Here is a 16882-nt window from a genome sequence, read left to right on the forward strand (position 1 = left end):
CGTCCCGGACATATTGAGATAATCGATCCCATGATCGAAGCGCGGCGGCTCCACATCCTCCGTGCGGTGGCCGACCACCGCACGGTGACGGCGGCTGCCGCCGCGCTGTATCTCACCCCCTCCGCCGTCTCCCAGCAGCTGACGGCGCTGGAGCAGGAGACGGGCCACCGCCTGGTCGAGCGCAGCGCCAAGGGCGTACGGCTGACCCCGGCCGGCGAGATCCTGCTCAGCCACACCAACGCGGTCCTCGCCCAGCTGGAGCGGGCGGAGGCCGAGCTCGCCGCCTACGGCTCGGGCGCCGCCGGAACGGTCACCGTCGCCTCCTTCGCGACCGGCATCGCCCTGGTCGTGGCGCCGGCCGTGGCGCGGCTCGCCTCCTCCGCGCCCGGCATCCGCATCCGCGTCCAGGACGCCGAGGGCGACGCCAGCCTGCCGATGGTCCTGGACCGCCAGGTCGACGTCGCGGTGGCGGTCGAGTACCGCGGGGCGCCGCCCGCCGACGACCCGCGCCTCACCCACCTACCTCTGTATGCCGAGCCCTTCGACGCGGTCGTCCCGGTGAGCCATCGGCTGGCAGAGGCCGCCGAGATCCCGCTGGCCGACCTGGCCAAGGACCCGTGGATCGGCCCGTACCCCGGCAACCCCTGCCACGAAGTGGTCGTCCTGGCCTGCGAGAGCGCCGGATTCCAGCCACGCCTGGAACACTCCTCCGACGACTTCAGGGCCGTCGTCGCCCTCGCCTCGTCGGACGCGGGCGTGGCTCTGGTCCCGCGCTCGGCGCTGCGCGGAATGGACCTCACGGGCGTGGTCGTACGTCCGGTGGACGGGGTCGCCCCCACCCGCCGGGTCTTCGCGGCGGTACGTCGGGGAGCCGAGGAGCACCCGCTGATCAGGCCGGTACTGGAGGCGCTGGACGAGGCGGCGCGGGCGTAGAGAGCCCCGCTGTGTGACGGGAGCCACAAGGGTGAGCGTCTCTGATCTGGGATAGCATCCCGAATATGAAACAAGATGTCGTTTCCGAGGCCGGGCCCGACCCGGTCGACGCACGGCTCGGTGCCCGGCTGGCCGAGCTGCGGGCCGAACGGGGTTGGTCACTGGGGGAGTTGGCGGAGCGCAGCGGCATCAGCCGCTCGACTCTCTCCCGCGCCGAACGGGCCGAGATCAGCCCCACCGCCTCGCTCCTGAACCGCCTGTGCGGTGTGTACGGGCGGACGATGTCCCAGCTGCTCAGCGAGGTGGAGGCAGAGCCCGCGCTGCTGGTGCCGGCCGCCGAGCAGCAGGTCTGGGAGGACAGGGCCTCCGGTTTCGTACGACGTTGCGTGTCGCCGCCGCACGCCGGGCTGCGCGGCGAACTCGTCGAGGGACGGCTGACGTCGGGCGCGGACATCGCGTACGACCGCCCGCCCGTGCCCGGCCTCGAACAGCACATCTGGGTTCTGGAAGGAGCGCTCGAGGTGACGGCACAGGAGGTGGAGCACCACCTCGGCACCGGGGACTGTCTGCGGCTGCGGGTGTGGGGGCCGACGCGGTTCCGGTGCGTGGGACCGGACGACGTGCGCTACGTCCTGGCGGTGGTGCTGCCGTGATCGTGCACCGGCTGGACCGCGATGAACTGCACGCGCGCGTGGACGCGTTGGCGGACCTTCTCGTCGACACCGTGGACGGCGGCGCCTCCATCGGCTTCCTCGCACCGCTCGACCGTGCGGATGCCCTCGCCTGGTGGAAGGAGCGCGCTGCTGCGGTCGCCGCCGGGCAGCTCGCCGTGTGGGCGGCGCGCGACGGCGAGCGGATCGTGGGCACCGTCAGCCTGGCCTTCCCGGACAAGCCCAACAGCCGCCACCGTGCAGAACTGGTCAAGCTGATGGTGCACCGGGACGCCCGGGGACAGGGCCTCGGCCGCACACTCCTGACCACCGCCGAGGAGGCGGCCGCCGCGACGGGCATCACCCTGCTGCACCTGGACACCGAGACCGACAGCCTCGCCGAGCACCTCTACCGCGCGGCCGGCTGGACCCGGATCGGCGCGATACCGGACTACGCGGCCGCCCCGGACGGCGTGCTGCGACCGACGTCGATCTACTTCAAGAAGCTGGCACCCACCGACCTCGTGAGGTGATCGCCCAACGCCCTCGCCAGATGGCTGCCACACACCCTCACCAGGTGATTGTCAGTGGCAGCGGCTACGGTGCGGAGCATGCCGGATGCCGAAGACGTACGCCGTATCTGCCTTGCTCTGCCGGACACGACGGAGAAGATCGCCTGGAGCATGCCCACGTTCCGGGTGGCGGGGAAGATGTTCGCCACGCTGCCCGAGGACGAGACCTCCATCGCGGTGCGCTGCCCCAAGGAGGAGCGCGACGAACTGGTGCTGGCCGAGCCGGGCAAGTTCTGGATCGCCGACCACGAGGCACAGTTCGCCTGGGTGAGAGCCCGCCTCGCCGCGATCGAGGACGAGGGCGAACTGCGCGACATCCTCGCCGACTCCTGGCGCCAGGCGGCGCCGCCCCGACTGCTTGACGCCTACCCGGAGTTGGGGCTGCCGGGCGCGGACTGAAAACGCTTCGAGCGTTGTCAGTGGCGCGTGGCATGATCCGAAGGCGGTGCGGGAGCCGGGGCGGAGGGGGCTTCGGCTACCACCGAGACGTCGGGGCGCGGGGCTTGTGTGGGATCGGGCAACGGGGAGGGGAGTTGGACGGGTGACCGGGACGTCATCGCAGCCGTCGGACCTGGGGGCCGGGACGGGCGCAGGCGATCAACAGGGCGGCCCGGAAGGAGTGACCCGCGGAACTCATGACATCGTTGCCGAAGCCCGGACTGCGGGACGGGAGGCGGCAGGCGCCAACGGACGACGACAGGGGCGACAGGGGGACACGCGGCCGGTGTGGTCGCGGGACTTCGCGCTGTTCTTCGTCGCGCGGGCCGTCGCCCGGCTCGGCGACACCATGCTGCCCGTCGCCCTCGCCGCGGGCCTGCTGCAGCACGGGTACGGAGCGGGCGCGGTCGGCCTCGCGATGGCCGCGACCTCCGTCGCCTTCGCCGGGCTCGTGGTCTTCGGCGGGGTGATCGCCGACCGCATCAGTACGCGGAAGCTGATGATCGGCGCCGACCTCGTACGCCTCGGCACACAGTCCCTTGCCGCGGCGCTGTTCTACTCCGGTCACGTCGTGCTCTGGGAGATCTGCGCCATCGGCTTCGTCAACGGTGTCGCGGGCGCCGTGTTCCAGCCCGGCGTCGCCAGTACGGTGCCCCGGCTCGCCTCCGACATCCAGGGCGCGAACGGCGCCATACGCATCGCCGAGTCCGCCGCCCAGCTCGCGGGCCCCGCGCTCGCCGGCGTTCTGGTGGGCTTCGCCTCACCCGGCGGTGTCTTCGCGGCCCATGCGACCACATATGCGGTCAGCGCCCTGTGCCTCCTGCTGCTCCGCCTGCCCCCGCTCGCTCCGGGCAGCGGCCCGACGGGACACGGTGGCGGCAAGGCCTTCCGGGCCGATCTGATCGAAGGATGGCGGGAGTTCAGAGCGCGCACCTGGCTGTGGGCTGTGATCGCCGTCTGGTGCGTGTACATGATCGCCGTCTGGGGCCCTTCGGTCCCGCTGATCGCGGCGGAGGTCGTGCAGCAGCACGGCCCGCGCGCCTACGGCCTGGTCAACTCCGCCCTCGGCGCCGGCACCGTCATCGGCGGCCTGATCGCGCTGCGTCTGCGCCCCCGCCGCATGTTGCGCGCAGGTGCCATTTCCCTGTTCGCCTTCGCGGGCTTCCCGGCGACCGCCGGGGCCGGGCTCGGCGTACCGGCCATGGCTGCCGGAGCGGCTGTCGCCGGGGCCGGGATGTCGTTCTGGGGCGTGATGTGGGCGACGAGCGTCCAGACCCAGGTCCCGCCCGACGTCCTCAACCGCATCCACGCGTACGACGTCGCCGGCTCCCTCGCGATGATGCCGGTCGGCCAGGCCCTCGCCGGCCCCGCCGCCACGGCCGTCGGCGCCGACCATGTCCTCCTCGCCGCCGCAGCGATGAGCCTCGCCATCCCGGTCTCCCTCCTGTCGGTACCGGCCATACGCGACCTGATACGCGCCGACGCACCGGCGTCGGACTCGGGCACGGGGGCGCCAGCCCGGCGGTCGCGCTCGCAGACGACGGGCTGAGGGGGGGACATCCAGCTGCTCGGCTCGCTCTCTCGCCCGACACGCTCAGCCGCCACGTGCCAAGGACTTGACTCACGCCGCCACCCCTGGCTCACCCTCCGACACCGCGCGCCGCTCGCGCTCGGGCCTGGCTCGCCCGCTGAGGCCCCGCGCACCCCTGACGCCCCGCCTCACCCGACCTGCGCGGCCACCCGCCCGCCCGAGACAAACCCGCCGATCCGCTCCCGCAGTGACCGGGCGTCCAGGCCGTGTGCGGACACGTGCTCCTCGATGCGGCCGTACCGGCGAAGCTCGCGGCGGCCCACGCCGAGTGCGAGTACGCGGTGGGGCAGGTCGGAGAGCGCGTCGTTCGCCGCAGTCGTCGACGTGCCCGCCAGATAAGGCTCGACAAGGACGACATCCGTCCCGGCCGTCTCCGTCGCCCGGCGCAGTGCGGTCGAGTCGAAGGGCCGTACGGTCGTCGCGTACAGCACGGTCGTATCGAGCCCCTCCGTCGCGGCGAGCACGGCGTCCAGCATCGGTCCGACGGCGAGGACAACACCGGAGCGGCCTTCGCGGACGGTGAGGAAACGCTCGCCGTCGACCAAAAGCCCCTCCGCGTTCGCCTGCACGGACAACCGCACGTACACCTTGTCGTCGCCCGCGGCGACCGCGTGCCGCAGCAGCGTCTCGGCCTCGTCGGGATGCCCGGGCACGTGCACGGTCCAGCCGTCCAGGGTGTCGAGGAGGGCTACGTCCCCGGGAGCCATGTGCGTGTATCCGCCGGCCGGCCAGTCGAAGGACCCGGCGGCACTGACCAGCACAGCGCCCACGTCCTGATGCCCGAGGTCCAGCTTGACCTGCTCGAAGGGCCGCTCGACGAGGAAGCTGGCGAAGGTGTGGACGACGGGTCGCAGCCCGGTCAGCGCCAGCCCGGCACCGGCCCCGATCAACAACTGCTCGCGGATGCCGACGTTGAGGACCCGGTCCGGATGTCGCCGCCGCGCCTCGGCGAAACCGTCCTTGCCGATCTCGGCGAGGACGACGGCGACCCGCGGATCCTCGTCGAGCAGCCGTGAGACGACAGGTGCAAAACGGTCACGCATGGTGTCCATGGAGGGTCGAGCCTTTCTCGTGGTGGAGGCAGTAACGCAGGAGGAGCGGGCTCAGCCGGCCTTCGGCTCCACCCGGGCCACGACGACATGCGGGCGGCCCGGATGCGGAGAGGTGAAGGCAGCATGGAGCGCTTCGTGATCGCGGCCGTCGACCGTGACCGCGGACCAGCCCGCCGCCTCGAAACGGGCGGCGATGCCGCCGGGCCGGGCGTGGCTGGCGGAGGAGTTGTCGACGACGACGGTGTGCAGTTGCTCCAGCCCGGCGGGCCCCGCGAAGGCGATCGCCTCGTGATTGCTGCCCTCGTCCAGCTCGGCGTCCCCGATCAGCACCCAGACCCGCGGCTCGCGCAACCCCTGGGCGCGCAGCCCCAGCGCCGTACCCACGCCTATCGGCAGTCCGTGTCCCAAGGACCCACTGCCGATCTCGGCCCCTGGCACCAGCACACGGTCCGGGTGGTGCCCGAGCGGAGAGTCGTACGAGCCGAACCGCGGCAGCCAGTCCACGGGCACAAAGCCCTTGGCGGCGAGGACCGCGTAGTACGCCATGGGACCGTGCCCCTTCGACAGCAGGAAACGGTCCCGCCCCGGGTCGCCCATCCGCTCCGGCCCCACCCCCAGCACCCGGTCGTACAGCACCCACAGCACGTCCAGCGTGGACGTCGCCGCCGGGCCGTGCTTCTCGTCGCCGGTCATCAGTCCCATGAGCCTGGGCAGGTCCTCGTACGCGTACGTACGCCGCTCTTCCTCGGTGATCGTCATGCGGACGATCGTGCAACCTCAACCAAGCTTCAGGTCAAGCGCCGCCAGCCGCTCCTCGTGTGCCGCGCGCAAAAGCCATGCGCGACCATCGACCCGAGTGCGGTATGGTTTCCATGCACGTTCGGCCGGGGGAAACCCCAGGTCAGACGGGCACCGGGACGTGGCGCAGCTTGGTAGCGCACTTGACTGGGGGTCAAGGGGTCGCAGGTTCAAATCCTGTCGTCCCGACTTTTTGAAGTCGCAGGTCAAAGGCCGTTTCAGAGGACATCTGAAACGGCCTTTTGATCATTCCTGGGGACCGATCGAGGATCAGCGCACTGGGGCCGGGCGTTGCCGGCTTTCGTTTCCCTGATGGGACGCCAGTAAGAGCAGGTACCGACCGAACGGTGGCGCTGAGTGTGGGGTGACCAGGGTGCTCCGGATCGGGCCGGGATTACTGATCCGGTGCTGCGGGAGGCGTACCGGCTGTGTGGCCGGTTGCTGGTGACTTTCGACGGACGTCTTCATTGGGCGGGCTCGTTGCTGCTGCCGGCGGGCAAACGGACACACGCCTGGGCCGTTTATGCGTTGGGCCGGTGGGCCGATCAGCTGTTGGACAGCGGCGACCCCCAGGAACGCGCCGGCAGGTATGAGGTGTGGCGTCAGCGGACGCTCACAGATCTACGCCGCGGCCAGTGCACCGATCCGCTGGGGCAGGCGTTCGCCCACACTGCGCAGGTGTACCGGTTCACCTTTGCGCCGCGGTGGCCTCTCGACGTACTACGCGTGCCGCGAAGACCTTCCGGAGAACCCGCAGGCCGCACTGGGACTGGCCATGATGGCAGGTGCTCTCGCCGGTTTCCTGGCCCTGCGCGTGCTGGTGCAGGCAGACCTCCCCGCCGACCGCAAGCAGGCCATGCTCGACGTCCAACTCGGCGTGACCACCGATACCGTCATCGGTCAGATCCTCGACCTCGAACGCGACGTCACCCCCTCGGCTGATGAGGGGCTGCTGGAGACCGTGTGCGAGTACAAGACCGCGCGCTACTCCATCCTCGCCCCCCTGCGCCTGGGCCTGCCGGCCGCGGGCGAGGGCCTGGCCCAGTATGAGGAGAGCCTGCGCCGCTACGCCGCGCTGGCCGGCATCAGCGGCCAGATGCGGGACGACTACCTCGACCTCTTCGGTGATCCGGACCTCACGGGCAAGCCCATCGGTGCCGACCTGCGGGCCGGCCGCCTCACCTACCTGGTCCGTGACCTGCTCGCCGCCACCAGCGCGGAGGAACACAACACCGTCAAGGCCGCTCTCGGGAGTCCCGACTGCACATCGCAGACCATTGACCGTATCCGCGACATCGCCTACCGCCGCGGAGTGCACCACCACCCCGACCCCCACCCACCTCGCCATCGAGCTCCTGTGGTTCACCGGAGCAGCACTCCTGGCGCTTCTCGCCTCCCACCGCCGCACCCGCAACACCCATGCGTGACCGGATCCTCGGCAGCTTCCCGCTCACGCGATCGCCGAGGTGACCGACGCGGACGGGAAGGCGGCGGGCGGAGCGCGCGGATCACGGATCGCTGATGGCGGTCTTGTACAGGTCGGCCGCCTGGCTGCCCAGTGTCACGCTGTAGGACACGTCGTCGGTGTCGCCGCCCTGGTCGTAGCCGCCGAGGACGCCGACGACCTGGCCGGCGTCGTTGATCCAGGGGCTGCCGCTGGTGCCCTGGGTGAAAGCGGGGCAGTCGATGCGCTGCTGGGTGCTGCTGTAGGCGGTCGGCTTGTTGGTGCAGCTGATGGGCGTCTCCCGGGAGTCGGGATAGCCGACGACGGTCACGGGGGTGGCGCCCGTGGCCGTTCCGGGCGTGAACCGGTTGGCTCCTACGACGTCCTCGATCGCCCTGCCGTCCTGCTCGTCGACGGTGGCGAAGGCCAGGTCGCTGTCCTCGTCCTGGGCCTTGGTCCATCCGTCGGGCAGATAGCGGTGGTCCAGCTTCCACACCCCGTACGGCGCGTGTCCGTCCCGGTAGCCCGGCACGAACACCAGGTCGGTACTGACGTCGCCCACGCAGTGCGCGGCGGTGACGACGAGGTCGCGCCGGGGGCTGTGCACGACCGAGGCCGTGCAGCTGTGTCCGCCGGCCAGGTCGTCGGCCCGGTCCGCGCCGAACAGTGCGCCGATCCGCGCCGACGCACGATCGGCGACGACGTCGACGGTGGCCCCTAAGGCCTGCGTCGGCGGTCGCGCCTGCCCCGCGGGGCCCGCTTTTCCGCCGGACGACGGGACCTCCGACGCCCGCCCCGGGTGCCTGTACCCGACCTCCGCGGCGGCCACGGACGAGGCCAGGGTGAACATCATCACGACGCCGAGCAACGCGTGACGCGAGGTGACCATGATGCGTGAGATGCGCTCCATCAGTGATCACTCTGTCTCACGAAGGTGAGGGCAGCCGCTCGACTTGGCTGAGAATTTCTTGTGAAACCCTTACGGACGCCAGACTTCGCAATTTCACCAAGGTGTCAGTGCCTGTTCGGCGTGGCGGATGCCGACGCGCAGTCGTAGACACGGAACGTCTGGTGGGGCATGGGTGCGCAGTGGCCGCGTACCCACTGCGCGGCGGCGCGGCCCGGGGCGGTCGGTACGCCGCCGAGGACGACGTAGCGCAGTCGGCCGGTGGCGATCAGGTTGTGGAACGCGGCGCCGGTGGGCGTGGGCGCGGCGCCCGTGAAGCCGCCCATGGGGAGGACTTCGGCGCCCGCGAAGAGGACGTAGGGGGAGGCCGAGCGCCAGCTGGTCGTGGCGAAGACAAAGGTGGCATGGCCCTGGTGGGCCTTCATGAAGGCCAGGAAGCGCTGCTGTTCGGGGGTGAGTGCCGTCCGGTAGTCGTACGTGACTGTGTTCTTGTGCGGGTTCCTTGCACGGGGGGAGCTGTCGCTCGGGGCCGGGTCGTACGCCGAGGCGCGGGTCTTGGCCCAGTCGTGCCGGTGGTGCCAGGTGGAGGCCGGTCCGGCCGCGCCCATGCCCGAGTGGCCGTACTTCGGGTCCAGGACCGTTGACGCCCAGGCGGCGGACGGCAGCAGCATGCCCACGATGACCGCCCCGATGCCAAGTACCGCGATCCGGGCGGGCGCCTGCCGGCCGGTGGTGCGTGACAGTGCGAGCAGCAGCAGCCCTGCGGCCCCCGCAACGATCGCGGCGGGTGCCAGCCAGGGCAGGAACGAGTACCGCGTCGCGATGAACGCCGACCATGCCACGGTGCTGACAACCGCCGTCGGCAGGGCCCACGAGCGGGTCCGGTCGCAGCGCTGCCACGCCCGCCAGAACTGCACGATGCCGCCTCCGAACAGCGCGGCGAGCGGGACCGCCACCACTCCCATGTAGTACGTGTGGGCGCCTACCGCGCCGGCACTGAAGACCAGGAAGTACGTGGCCAGCCACACGCCCCACAGCAGGAAGCCCGCCCGCAGCGGATCCGTACGGGGTCTGCCGCGCAGCCAGACCAGGCCGCACACCACGGACAGCGCGGCCACCGGGTAGAGCCAGCCCACCTGGGAGGCGAGCGACGGGCCGAACATCTTGGCCCAGGCGGCGTGCCGGCCGGCGCCGGAGTGTGCCGGTGCGGTGCCGGCCATGGTCGTGGCGGCGACGCTGCCGGTGGAGTCGGCGCTGATGCCGAGGCTGGCGAAACGGTTGAGGAAGTTGTATCCGACGACCTGGCTGAACGCCGAGTTGTCGGTCGTGCCGTCGATGAACGGGCGGTCCTGGGCCGGAGTCAGGGCCACCAGGACCATCCAGGACGCCGACGCCGCGACGCACACTGCTCCGGCCGCCGCCAGATGGGTCAGCCGGCGGCGCAGCGTCGCCGGGGCCGACACCAGGTAGAGCAGGCCGAGTGCGGGAAGCACCGCCCAGGCCTCCAGCATCTTGGCCTGGAAGCCGAGGCCGACCCACAGCCCGGCCATGAGCAGCGGACGCAGCCGGGCCTCGCGCGCGGCGCGCAGCGTGGCGTTCGCGGCCAGCAGGACACACAGGGTGAACGCCGGGTCCTCGACCTCCGTACGGAACATCCCCGCGACCACAGGGGTCAGTGTGAAGGCGCCGGCGGCGAGGAGTCCCGCACGCTCCCCCGCCCAGCTGCGTACGGCGCGGTGCAGCACGGCGACGCAGAGGACGCCCTCGACGACCTGCGGCAGAGTCAGCGCCCACGGATGGAAGCCGAAGATCCGCGCGGACAGGGCCTGCGGCCACAGGAAACCCGGGAGCTTGTCGATGGTGATCGTGTTGCCCGGGTCGAACGAGCCGAAGAGGAAGCCCTTCCAGCTCTCCGTCATGCTGCGCGCGGTCTCGGAGTAGAAGGAGTGGTAGGTGCTGTGCTGGATGTCCCAGGTGAACAGCACCGTCGCCGCCAGCATGATCACCCACCAGGCCAGTCCGGCGTTGAACCCTTTCCCGCGCGCAGGCGGCGGGCCACCCGTGCGCTGAACCGGCCTGATGAGTTCCGAGGTGCTGACCCCCATGGACGAACCTTCCCGAACGCGCGTCAGACGTACGACGTGCAAGAGGGGGAGGACACCGCTGGGGATGCCTGGGGTCGGTTCACATTCAGGTGAAAATCAGGTGTACCGCAGCCGTACGACCGGCGTGGTGCCGCGGCTCAGTACGCGTGGTGGGTCTGCCAGAAGGCCCAGGCCTGGCAGGGGCTGCCGTACGTGCTGTTCATGTAGTTCAGGCCCCACTTGATCTGGGTGGCGGGGTTGGTCTGCCAGTCCGAGCCGGCGGACGCGTACTTGGAGCCGGGCAGCGCCTGCATGAGGCCGTAGGCGCCGGAGGAGGCGTTGAGGGCCTGCATGTTCCAGCCGGACTCGCGGTCCACGATGTTGCTGAAGCACTGGAACTGGCCGCCGGGCACGATCTGCCGGGCTATCGCCTGGATCTCGGCGACGGTGTACGAGCTCTTGGCCGGAACGACCGTGCTGCTGTGGCCGGCGGCCACCTTGGCTTGGGTCTGCTCCTTTGCGGCCTTCTCCGCCGCGGCCTTCTGCGCGGCTTCCTTCTTCGCGACCGCAGTCTGGGCGGCAGCCCTGCGGGCCGCCTCCTCGGCGTCCTTCCTGGCGCTCGCGTCCGCCTGGACGCCCTGGGCGTCGGCCTGCTGCGTCAGGGACGCGGTCTGCACCTGGGCCTGCTGCCCTGCGGGCAAGTCCGCGAGCAGCGTGGAGCCGGCGGCCGTCGCTTCGGCATCGTTCGCCTGCGCGGCGCCGGGCGAGGTGGCTCCGACGACGCTTCCGACAGCGGTGACCGCGGAGGCCGAAGCCACTGCCAGTCCCCGGACCGAAATCGGGCTCACACGTCTTCCTTCCGCTTCGCCCGTGCGGCCATGCAGGTGACGTACACGGGCAACTCGCCTGCGTTGTCAGGCAGTTCGAACACTCTGCCGTGCGGGGGCGGGTGGCGCAATGGTGAAGGAGGTGTGGATGGTCACACAGAGGTCAGTGGGTTCCTGGAGCAGATCCGCGGTCGCGGACCCCTGGTGGAGGAGGTCGCGGCCGATCCGCCACAGGACGCGGGGCCGCCCTCGATGCTGAACTCCACGGGGACGGTCCGGGGAGCCTCCGGGCCGAACCGGAACTTCGCCCGGACGGCCTGCCGGGTGGCGAGGCCCAGCACGCGCCGTTGTCCAGCATCACCTCAGGGCGGCCGTCCGATGCCATTCGGCGAGGCCCGGCAATGGCGGCCAGTCCATCGCCGCCCTCGCCCTCGGACACCGCCAGACGGCGCCGCAGCGATCCCGGCGCAACTCAGGGCCCGCCGCGCGTACGAGAACCGCGTCAGCGCCCTCGTGGCGGGCACGCGGTGCCGAACGGCACGGCACCGACCCAGGCCGGGATCAACTCCTGGCGGTACCTGGGCCCGCCTCGGTCATCCCCCCTCAGAGGGCCTCGAGTCCCTTGCCCGTCACGGCCACCAGTGTGTTTCTCCGGTGTTCCTCGCCTTGGGCGATCTCGAGGACGGCACGGGCGACCCCGGTGGCGTCGAGCGGCGCCGGGGAGTGCTCCTTGAGATATGCCTCCGCCGACCGGCCACGCTCGGCACCGTACGCGGCGGCCGCGGCCTCACCGATCGCGGTGCCCACCAGCAACTGGCCCGGGACCAGGGCGGCGAACCGGATGCCGAGCCCGCGGGCGTCGGCGGCGGACTGCAGATAGGCGGCCAGGAACATCTGCGTCCGCTTGGCGCCCGCATACCCGCCCGACAGCGGTGAGCCGCCGAGTCCCGCCCCACTCGACACGATCACCACCGTCGATCCCGCCCGCAACGGGCGTGCCAGTGAGGCCCGGCCCACCTCGAAGGCGATCTTGACGTCGACGTTCCACGGCGCCGAGAACGACTCCCAGCTCTGCTCCCCGATCGGCGCCATCCGCGGACGTGTACCCGCGGCGACCACGACGAGATCCGGTTCGGCCTCGTCGAGGAGCGCGGCGACCTGCGCGGGATCCGTGGCGTCCCGCTCGTGCCCGGTGGCCAGGACCTCGACTCCCTGGGCGGCGAGGGCATCGGCTGTGGCACGGCCCACGCCGCTGCCGGCCCCGATGACGAGGGCGTTGCGGATGGTCATGGTGTTCCTCCGTATACGGTCGAGGTCGCGGGCCGGCGCTCGCGCACCTCCGGGCTCGGGAAATCGGGGTGAGGTCGCCGATACGTGTCACTGGCTGCCGTACTCGTCGTGGCGGCGCCACCACATGCCGGTCTCGTTGCGGCCGAGCGGAGCGCGGTCGAGCCACTGGTACATGCCCCACAGGCCGTCGACGCCACGCTCGTACGCCGAGTAGGTGTGATAGACGACCCCGTCCTCGCGGACGAACGCGCTCATGCCGGGCCCCTCGCGCCGATAGGTGTCCCAGTCCGTCCCCACGCTCGACGCGAACTCGGTCAGCCGGTCTCCCAGTTCGCCGGACGGCAGCCGGAGGTCACGGTTCTCGCGGTAGTTGTAGGTGACGGCTCCCGCGCGCCACTCCTCCTCGGTGTGGGCCACCCCGAAGTCGTAGTTGAAGGCGCTGCCGTACGACGACGCCCAGGGGAAGCTCCAGCCCATCCGCCGCTTGTACGCCTGCAGTCTGGGAAGCGGCGCCCGCGAGACCGCGCAGAGCGTGACGTCGTGATGCGCGAGGTGGACGACGGAACCGTCGAAGCCGTCCGCGATCGCCGAGCAGGACCGGCACCCCGCCTCGTAGTCGGGCCCGAACATAAAGTGGTAGACGAGGAGTTGGGGGCGGCCGGCGAAGAGGTCGTCGAGGGACGCCGGCCCCTCGTCGGTCTCGAAGCGGTAATCCCTTTCTGCGCGCACCCACGGCAACTCCTGCCGCTGCCGGGCCAGTTGGTCGCTGCGCCGGGTCAGTTCCTTCTCGGCTGTGAGGAGATCCAGCCTGGCCGCGAGCCACTCTTCCCGGGTTCCCGTCCTGTGGTCGGTCATGGTCTCTCGCTCCCCTTTGCTTCTTGACGCTTCTTCTTGTTGATCGGACGTGTGCGGCCCGTGCCGCATCAGCATCAGCCCGGTGCACGAGCCGACGCGGGAGAGCCCGAACGCGAACGCGGTGCGTATGTCCTCGCGGCGGCTCACTGGTTCAGTACTTGGCGCGGTGTGCCACCGAAAGCTCCGCCAACTGCCGCTCCATGGCTTTTGCCACGCCACCGCGCCAGCCCTCGGCCAGCGACTGCGAGGCGGGGTCGGGGAAGATGTCCTCCTCGTCGTTCTCCACCCCGTCGAAGACGGCCCGCGCGACGGACTGCGCGGATGCCTTGGGCGCGTCGAGACCCCGGCTCATCTCGGTGTCCACCGGTCCGGTCAGTACGGCGTGCACACGCACGCCCTGTTCAGCCAGCAGGGCACGCAGCGACTGTGTCAGGGAGAACGCGGCCGCTTTGGAGACCGAGTAGGACGCGATCAGCGGGAAGGGGGCGAGGCTGTTGGTCGACAGGTTGTTGACGATCGCTCCCTTGGAGCGGAGCAGCAGTGGCAGGAACGCGTTCGTCACCTCATAGGTGCCGAGGAGATTGACGGCGAGGTGCCGTTCGAGGACGGAGCGGTCGCTCAGGTCGTCGTAGCGGGCAATGCCGGCGTTGTTGACGAGCACGTCGAGGACGCCGCGGGATTCGACCTCCTCGGCGGCCCGGCGCAACTGGTCGGCGGCGGTCACATCCAGCCTCAGGGGAGCGACCCGCTCGTCCGGGTGGTCGAACGGTACGCGTGTACCGACGTACACGTGCGCGGCGTCCCTCTTCAGGGCTTCCTCGACCAGCGCCCGGCCGATGCCGCGGTTGCCTCCGGTGATCAGTACTGCACTGCCCGCGATGTTCGTCATGGTGGCGATCTCCCTTGTTGTTCATGGAATGCGGTGTGGAAACCGGCGTGAATTGCAGTCGTCCGTTGAGACACGGCCGCATCGAGGAAGTCACCGATGACTTTTCGGCCCGGGCGGTGTCCATACCGGGAGGACGAGCGACGAGGCGAAGCGAGGACACCGTGGTGATCGAATCGACTCTGGCGCGGGCGCGGGCGGGCGACGGGGAGGCGTTCCGTGAGCTCACCGAGCCCTACCGGCGTGAGCTCCAGGTGCACTGCTACCGGATGCTGGGGTCCGTGCAGGACGCGGAGGACACGGTTCAGGAGACCTTGCTGGCCGCCTGGCGCGGGCTCGGGGGATTCCAGGAGCGGGCCTCGGTACGCGCCTGGCTGTACCGCATCGCGACCAACCGGTGCCTGAACGCCCTGCGCGACACGGCGCGCCGCCCCCGCCCTCGGCAGCCCTCGGCCGGCCCTCCGCTCGATGTGCCCGAGCCGACGCGCCGCTCCGAACCGCTGTGGTTCGAGCCCTACCCGGACACCCTGCTGGAGGACCTGCCGGACACGGCGCCGGGACCGGACGCCCGCTACGAGTCGCGGGAGTCGCTGGCCGTGGCCTTCATGGCCGGACTCCAACGGCTGCCGCCGCGGCAGCGCGCGGTGCTGGTGCTGCGCGACGTGCTCGGCTTCCGTGCGGCCGAGGTGGCCGACCTGCTGGACAGCAGCGGTGTCTCGGTGAACAGCGCCCTGCAGCGGGCGCGCGCGGCCCTGGGCGGCCAACTGCCCGCGCGCGACCGCGACCGGGCGCCCCTGCCTCGCTCACCGCGTGAACGCGAACTCGTCGGCCGGTTCGTGGACGCGATGGAGAATTCCGACGTCGACGGGCTGGTCGCCCTGCTGACCGACGACGCCTGGCTGACGATGCCGCCCGAGCCTGTCGAATACCAGGGACGCGCGGCCATCGCCCGGTTCTACGAGAATCTCGCCTGGTGGGGCAGCAAGGCGCTCCGGCTGGTGCCCGCGCGGGCGAACGGCCAGCCGGCCTTCGGCTCCTACCTGCGCGATCCCACCAGCCCCATCGCGCACGCCTACGGGCTGGTGGTGCTCGCACTGGAGGGCGACAGGATCTCCGCCATCACCCGCTTCGGTGACAACGGCCTCTTCCCCATGTTCGGATTGCCCCGGACGTTGCGCGACTAGTGCCCCCGCAGGCAACGTCTGCCCGTCAAGGAGCGGCGTCCGGTGCTTGCTCTCGGCGTGCCGGGCGTCGCGACGGGGCGAACGTGTTCGTCGCCTCTGCTGGGAGCCACGCCGGAACTCTGATGCCGACCGGCACCACCGACCACGGTGTGCTCAGAGGCGCGGGGAGCGGCGGACGGTCAGGACGGCGATGTCGTCGTGCCGGCGGTCGGCGTCGGTGAACGTGAGGGCGTCCTCGTGCAGCGCCCGGGGCAGTTCGGTGGGGGAGAGGCCCAGGTGCTTGGTCAGTCGCTCGTCGAGGGGGTAGAACGTGCCGTCGTCGGCGCGGGTCTCGGTGAGGCCGTCGGTGGTCAGCAGCAGCGTCGCACCGGCCGGGAAGTCGAACCAGTCCACGGTCGTGGGTTCGGCGGCCAGTTCGGCGAGACCGAGCGGGACACCGGAGTCCAGCGGCGGTGTGGTGACGAGGCCCTCGTGCATCAACCGGGGAGGAATATGGCCGCAGTTGACGACCTGCACCTCGCTGTCGGCGTCGACGCCGAGGATGAGTGCGGTGACGAACCGCTCGTCCTCGCCGGTCTGTTCGGCGTAGGAGTTGTGGCGGACGACCGCGGCGTCCAGGGCGTCGACGAGCGCGGTGAGCGTGGGCTCCCGGTGGGCCGCCTCACGGAAGGCACCGATGACGGCGAACGCGGCGCCCACGGCGGCCAGCCCCTTGCCCTGCACGTCGCCGATCAGCACCCGGGTGCCGAAGGGCGAGTCGACGACGTCGTAGATGTCACCGCCGACGAGCCGGTCCTCCTGCACGGGCTCGTAGACGCCGTTGACCAGCACGTCGTCGGTGACCAGCGGCAGCGGGTGCAGGATGTGCCGCTGCATGGCCGCGGCGGTCGAGCGCAGCCGCAGCATCTCGTGCTCGCGCCGGATGCGCCACTGACAGGCGTAGACGGAGGCCACTCCCAGCGCGAGGGTGAACAGGACCAGCAGCAGCCGGTCCAGCCAGTGTCCGCCCACCGGGGCCCGCACCACCGCGGTCGCGGTGACGACCAGCGAGGTCCACGCGGCGACGAACCCCGTCTGCCGCACGGTGCACAGCGCCGACGCCGTCCCCGGCAGGAAGACCAGCAGCCCGAGCAGCCACACCGCGGACCCGGACAGCACCCCCAGGACCTCCACGAGCACCGTCACCGACACCACGCCCACGACCAGCTCGGCGTTGCTCGGCGGCTCGATGGCATCGGAGACTTCGACGGGTCTCTTCCGTCGGCTACCGGTCATGGCGACTCCCGGTCAGATGGTGATCACCATCTACGTTATGCCAGGCCGGGGGGAGTCCGTGGCGGTTCGACCGCGCCCCAGAGGGGCGCGGGGCAG

16 protein-coding genes, 1 tRNA gene and 1 pseudogene are annotated in these 16882 nt (G+C 70.9%); 9 read left to right on the forward strand and 9 right to left on the reverse strand.

Annotated features, from left to right (window positions below; all coding sequences use genetic code 11):
• Nucleotides 1–30: 30 nt before the first annotated feature.
• The 5 genes from ACWCRD_RS25490 (at nucleotide 31) to ACWCRD_RS25510 (ending at nucleotide 4142) form a co-directional block, all read left to right on the forward strand.
• Nucleotides 31–933: a LysR family transcriptional regulator gene (locus ACWCRD_RS25490; protein WP_450968078.1), complete on the forward strand. Its 903-nt coding sequence runs from the start codon at nucleotides 31–33 to the stop codon at nucleotides 931–933.
• A gap of 65 nt (nucleotides 934–998) precedes the next feature.
• A complete protein-coding gene (locus ACWCRD_RS25495; protein ID WP_450968079.1) occupies nucleotides 999–1586 on the forward strand; it encodes a helix-turn-helix domain-containing protein in 588 nt (195 codons plus the stop codon).
• Entirely contained in the window at nucleotides 1583–2116 is a 534-nt protein-coding gene (locus tag ACWCRD_RS25500; RefSeq protein ID WP_450968080.1) for an N-acetyltransferase family protein, read from the forward strand. The genes ACWCRD_RS25495 and ACWCRD_RS25500 overlap by 4 nt, the downstream gene beginning before the upstream one ends.
• A gap of 78 nt (nucleotides 2117–2194) precedes the next feature.
• Complete coding sequence (locus ACWCRD_RS25505) at nucleotides 2195–2554, forward strand: MmcQ/YjbR family DNA-binding protein (RefSeq protein ID WP_344400365.1); 360 nt, start codon at nucleotides 2195–2197, stop codon at nucleotides 2552–2554.
• A 325-nt stretch (nucleotides 2555–2879) separates the two neighbouring features.
• On the forward strand, nucleotides 2880–4142 hold the full coding sequence (locus tag ACWCRD_RS25510; protein WP_450968081.1) for an MFS transporter: 1263 nt from the start codon (nucleotides 2880–2882) through the stop codon (nucleotides 4140–4142).
• A gap of 170 nt (nucleotides 4143–4312) precedes the next feature.
• Here the strand turns inward: ACWCRD_RS25510 and ACWCRD_RS25515 are convergent, their stop codons facing one another.
• Nucleotides 4313–5236, reverse strand: a complete 924-nt coding sequence (locus tag ACWCRD_RS25515) for a transketolase family protein (protein WP_450968082.1) — start codon at nucleotides 5234–5236, stop codon at nucleotides 4313–4315.
• Nucleotides 5237–5287: 51 nt separating this feature from the next.
• Nucleotides 5288–5995: a transketolase gene (locus ACWCRD_RS25520; protein WP_450968083.1), complete on the reverse strand. Its 708-nt coding sequence runs from the start codon at nucleotides 5993–5995 to the stop codon at nucleotides 5288–5290.
• Nucleotides 5996–6149: 154 nt separating this feature from the next.
• Here ACWCRD_RS25520 and ACWCRD_RS25525 point away from each other — a divergent pair.
• The 3 genes and pseudogenes from ACWCRD_RS25525 to ACWCRD_RS25535 all read left to right on the forward strand — a co-directional run bounded on the left by ACWCRD_RS25525 (nucleotide 6150) and on the right by ACWCRD_RS25535 (nucleotide 7556).
• Nucleotides 6150–6223, forward strand: a tRNA-Pro gene (locus ACWCRD_RS25525).
• A 255-nt stretch (nucleotides 6224–6478) separates the two neighbouring features.
• Nucleotides 6479–6745 (forward strand): annotated as a pseudogene (locus tag ACWCRD_RS25530) (squalene/phytoene synthase family protein); the annotation flags it as partial.
• On the forward strand, nucleotides 6729–7556 hold the full coding sequence (locus ACWCRD_RS25535) for a polyprenyl synthetase family protein (RefSeq protein ID WP_450968084.1): 828 nt from the start codon (nucleotides 6729–6731) through the stop codon (nucleotides 7554–7556). The pseudogene ACWCRD_RS25530 and the gene ACWCRD_RS25535, both read left to right, overlap by 17 nt.
• On the opposite strand, the gene ACWCRD_RS25540 is transcribed toward ACWCRD_RS25535, so the two are convergent.
• The 6 genes from ACWCRD_RS25540 to ACWCRD_RS25565 form a co-directional block, all read right to left on the reverse strand.
• Nucleotides 7543–8388, reverse strand: a complete 846-nt coding sequence (locus ACWCRD_RS25540) for a trypsin-like serine peptidase (RefSeq protein WP_450968085.1) — start codon at nucleotides 8386–8388, stop codon at nucleotides 7543–7545. The genes ACWCRD_RS25535 and ACWCRD_RS25540 overlap by 14 nt on opposite strands.
• A gap of 104 nt (nucleotides 8389–8492) precedes the next feature.
• Complete coding sequence (locus tag ACWCRD_RS25545; RefSeq protein WP_450968086.1) at nucleotides 8493–10490, reverse strand: ArnT family glycosyltransferase; 1998 nt, start codon at nucleotides 10488–10490, stop codon at nucleotides 8493–8495.
• A 137-nt stretch (nucleotides 10491–10627) separates the two neighbouring features.
• Nucleotides 10628–11317: an aggregation-promoting factor C-terminal-like domain-containing protein gene (locus ACWCRD_RS25550; protein WP_450968087.1), complete on the reverse strand. Its 690-nt coding sequence runs from the start codon at nucleotides 11315–11317 to the stop codon at nucleotides 10628–10630.
• Nucleotides 11318–11899: 582 nt separating this feature from the next.
• Entirely contained in the window at nucleotides 11900–12586 is a 687-nt protein-coding gene (locus ACWCRD_RS25555) for an SDR family oxidoreductase (protein WP_450968088.1), read from the reverse strand.
• A gap of 87 nt (nucleotides 12587–12673) precedes the next feature.
• Entirely contained in the window at nucleotides 12674–13441 is a 768-nt protein-coding gene (locus ACWCRD_RS25560) for a DUF899 domain-containing protein (protein ID WP_450968089.1), read from the reverse strand.
• Between the two features lie 151 nt (nucleotides 13442–13592).
• Nucleotides 13593–14330: an SDR family NAD(P)-dependent oxidoreductase gene (locus ACWCRD_RS25565; protein WP_450968090.1), complete on the reverse strand. Its 738-nt coding sequence runs from the start codon at nucleotides 14328–14330 to the stop codon at nucleotides 13593–13595.
• Nucleotides 14331–14494: 164 nt separating this feature from the next.
• On the opposite strand from ACWCRD_RS25565, the gene ACWCRD_RS25570 reads away from it, so the two are divergent.
• On the forward strand, nucleotides 14495–15511 hold the full coding sequence (locus ACWCRD_RS25570; protein ID WP_450968091.1) for a sigma-70 family RNA polymerase sigma factor: 1017 nt from the start codon (nucleotides 14495–14497) through the stop codon (nucleotides 15509–15511).
• Nucleotides 15512–15664: 153 nt separating this feature from the next.
• Here the strand turns inward: ACWCRD_RS25570 and ACWCRD_RS25575 are convergent, their stop codons facing one another.
• Complete coding sequence (locus tag ACWCRD_RS25575) at nucleotides 15665–16786, reverse strand: PP2C family protein-serine/threonine phosphatase (RefSeq protein ID WP_450968092.1); 1122 nt, start codon at nucleotides 16784–16786, stop codon at nucleotides 15665–15667.
• Nucleotides 16787–16882 lie beyond the last annotated feature (96 nt).

The organism is Streptomyces sp. NPDC002092 (genome assembly GCF_053593775.1).

What these genes read in the sequence shown, in the direction of transcription:
- ACWCRD_RS25490 (WP_450968078.1), top strand. Translation starts at nt 31, where the DNA reads ATGATCGAAGCGCGGCGGCTCCACATCCTCCGTGCGGTGGCCGACCAC.
- ACWCRD_RS25495 (WP_450968079.1), top strand. Translation starts at nt 999, where the DNA reads ATGAAACAAGATGTCGTTTCCGAGGCCGGGCCCGACCCGGTCGACGCA.
- ACWCRD_RS25505 (WP_344400365.1), top strand. Translation starts at nt 2,195, where the DNA reads ATGCCGGATGCCGAAGACGTACGCCGTATCTGCCTTGCTCTGCCGGAC.
- ACWCRD_RS25515 (WP_450968082.1), bottom strand. Translation starts at nt 5,236, where the DNA reads ATGGACACCATGCGTGACCGTTTTGCACCTGTCGTCTCACGGCTGCTC.
- ACWCRD_RS25520 (WP_450968083.1), bottom strand. Translation starts at nt 5,995, where the DNA reads ATGACGATCACCGAGGAAGAGCGGCGTACGTACGCGTACGAGGACCTG.
- ACWCRD_RS25540 (WP_450968085.1), bottom strand. Translation starts at nt 8,388, where the DNA reads ATGGAGCGCATCTCACGCATCATGGTCACCTCGCGTCACGCGTTGCTC.
- ACWCRD_RS25545 (WP_450968086.1), bottom strand. Translation starts at nt 10,490, where the DNA reads ATGGGGGTCAGCACCTCGGAACTCATCAGGCCGGTTCAGCGCACGGGT.
- ACWCRD_RS25555 (WP_450968088.1), bottom strand. Translation starts at nt 12,586, where the DNA reads ATGACCATCCGCAACGCCCTCGTCATCGGGGCCGGCAGCGGCGTGGGC.
- ACWCRD_RS25560 (WP_450968089.1), bottom strand. Translation starts at nt 13,441, where the DNA reads ATGACCGACCACAGGACGGGAACCCGGGAAGAGTGGCTCGCGGCCAGG.
- ACWCRD_RS25565 (WP_450968090.1), bottom strand. Translation starts at nt 14,330, where the DNA reads ATGACGAACATCGCGGGCAGTGCAGTACTGATCACCGGAGGCAACCGC.
- ACWCRD_RS25575 (WP_450968092.1), bottom strand. Translation starts at nt 16,786, where the DNA reads ATGACCGGTAGCCGACGGAAGAGACCCGTCGAAGTCTCCGATGCCATC.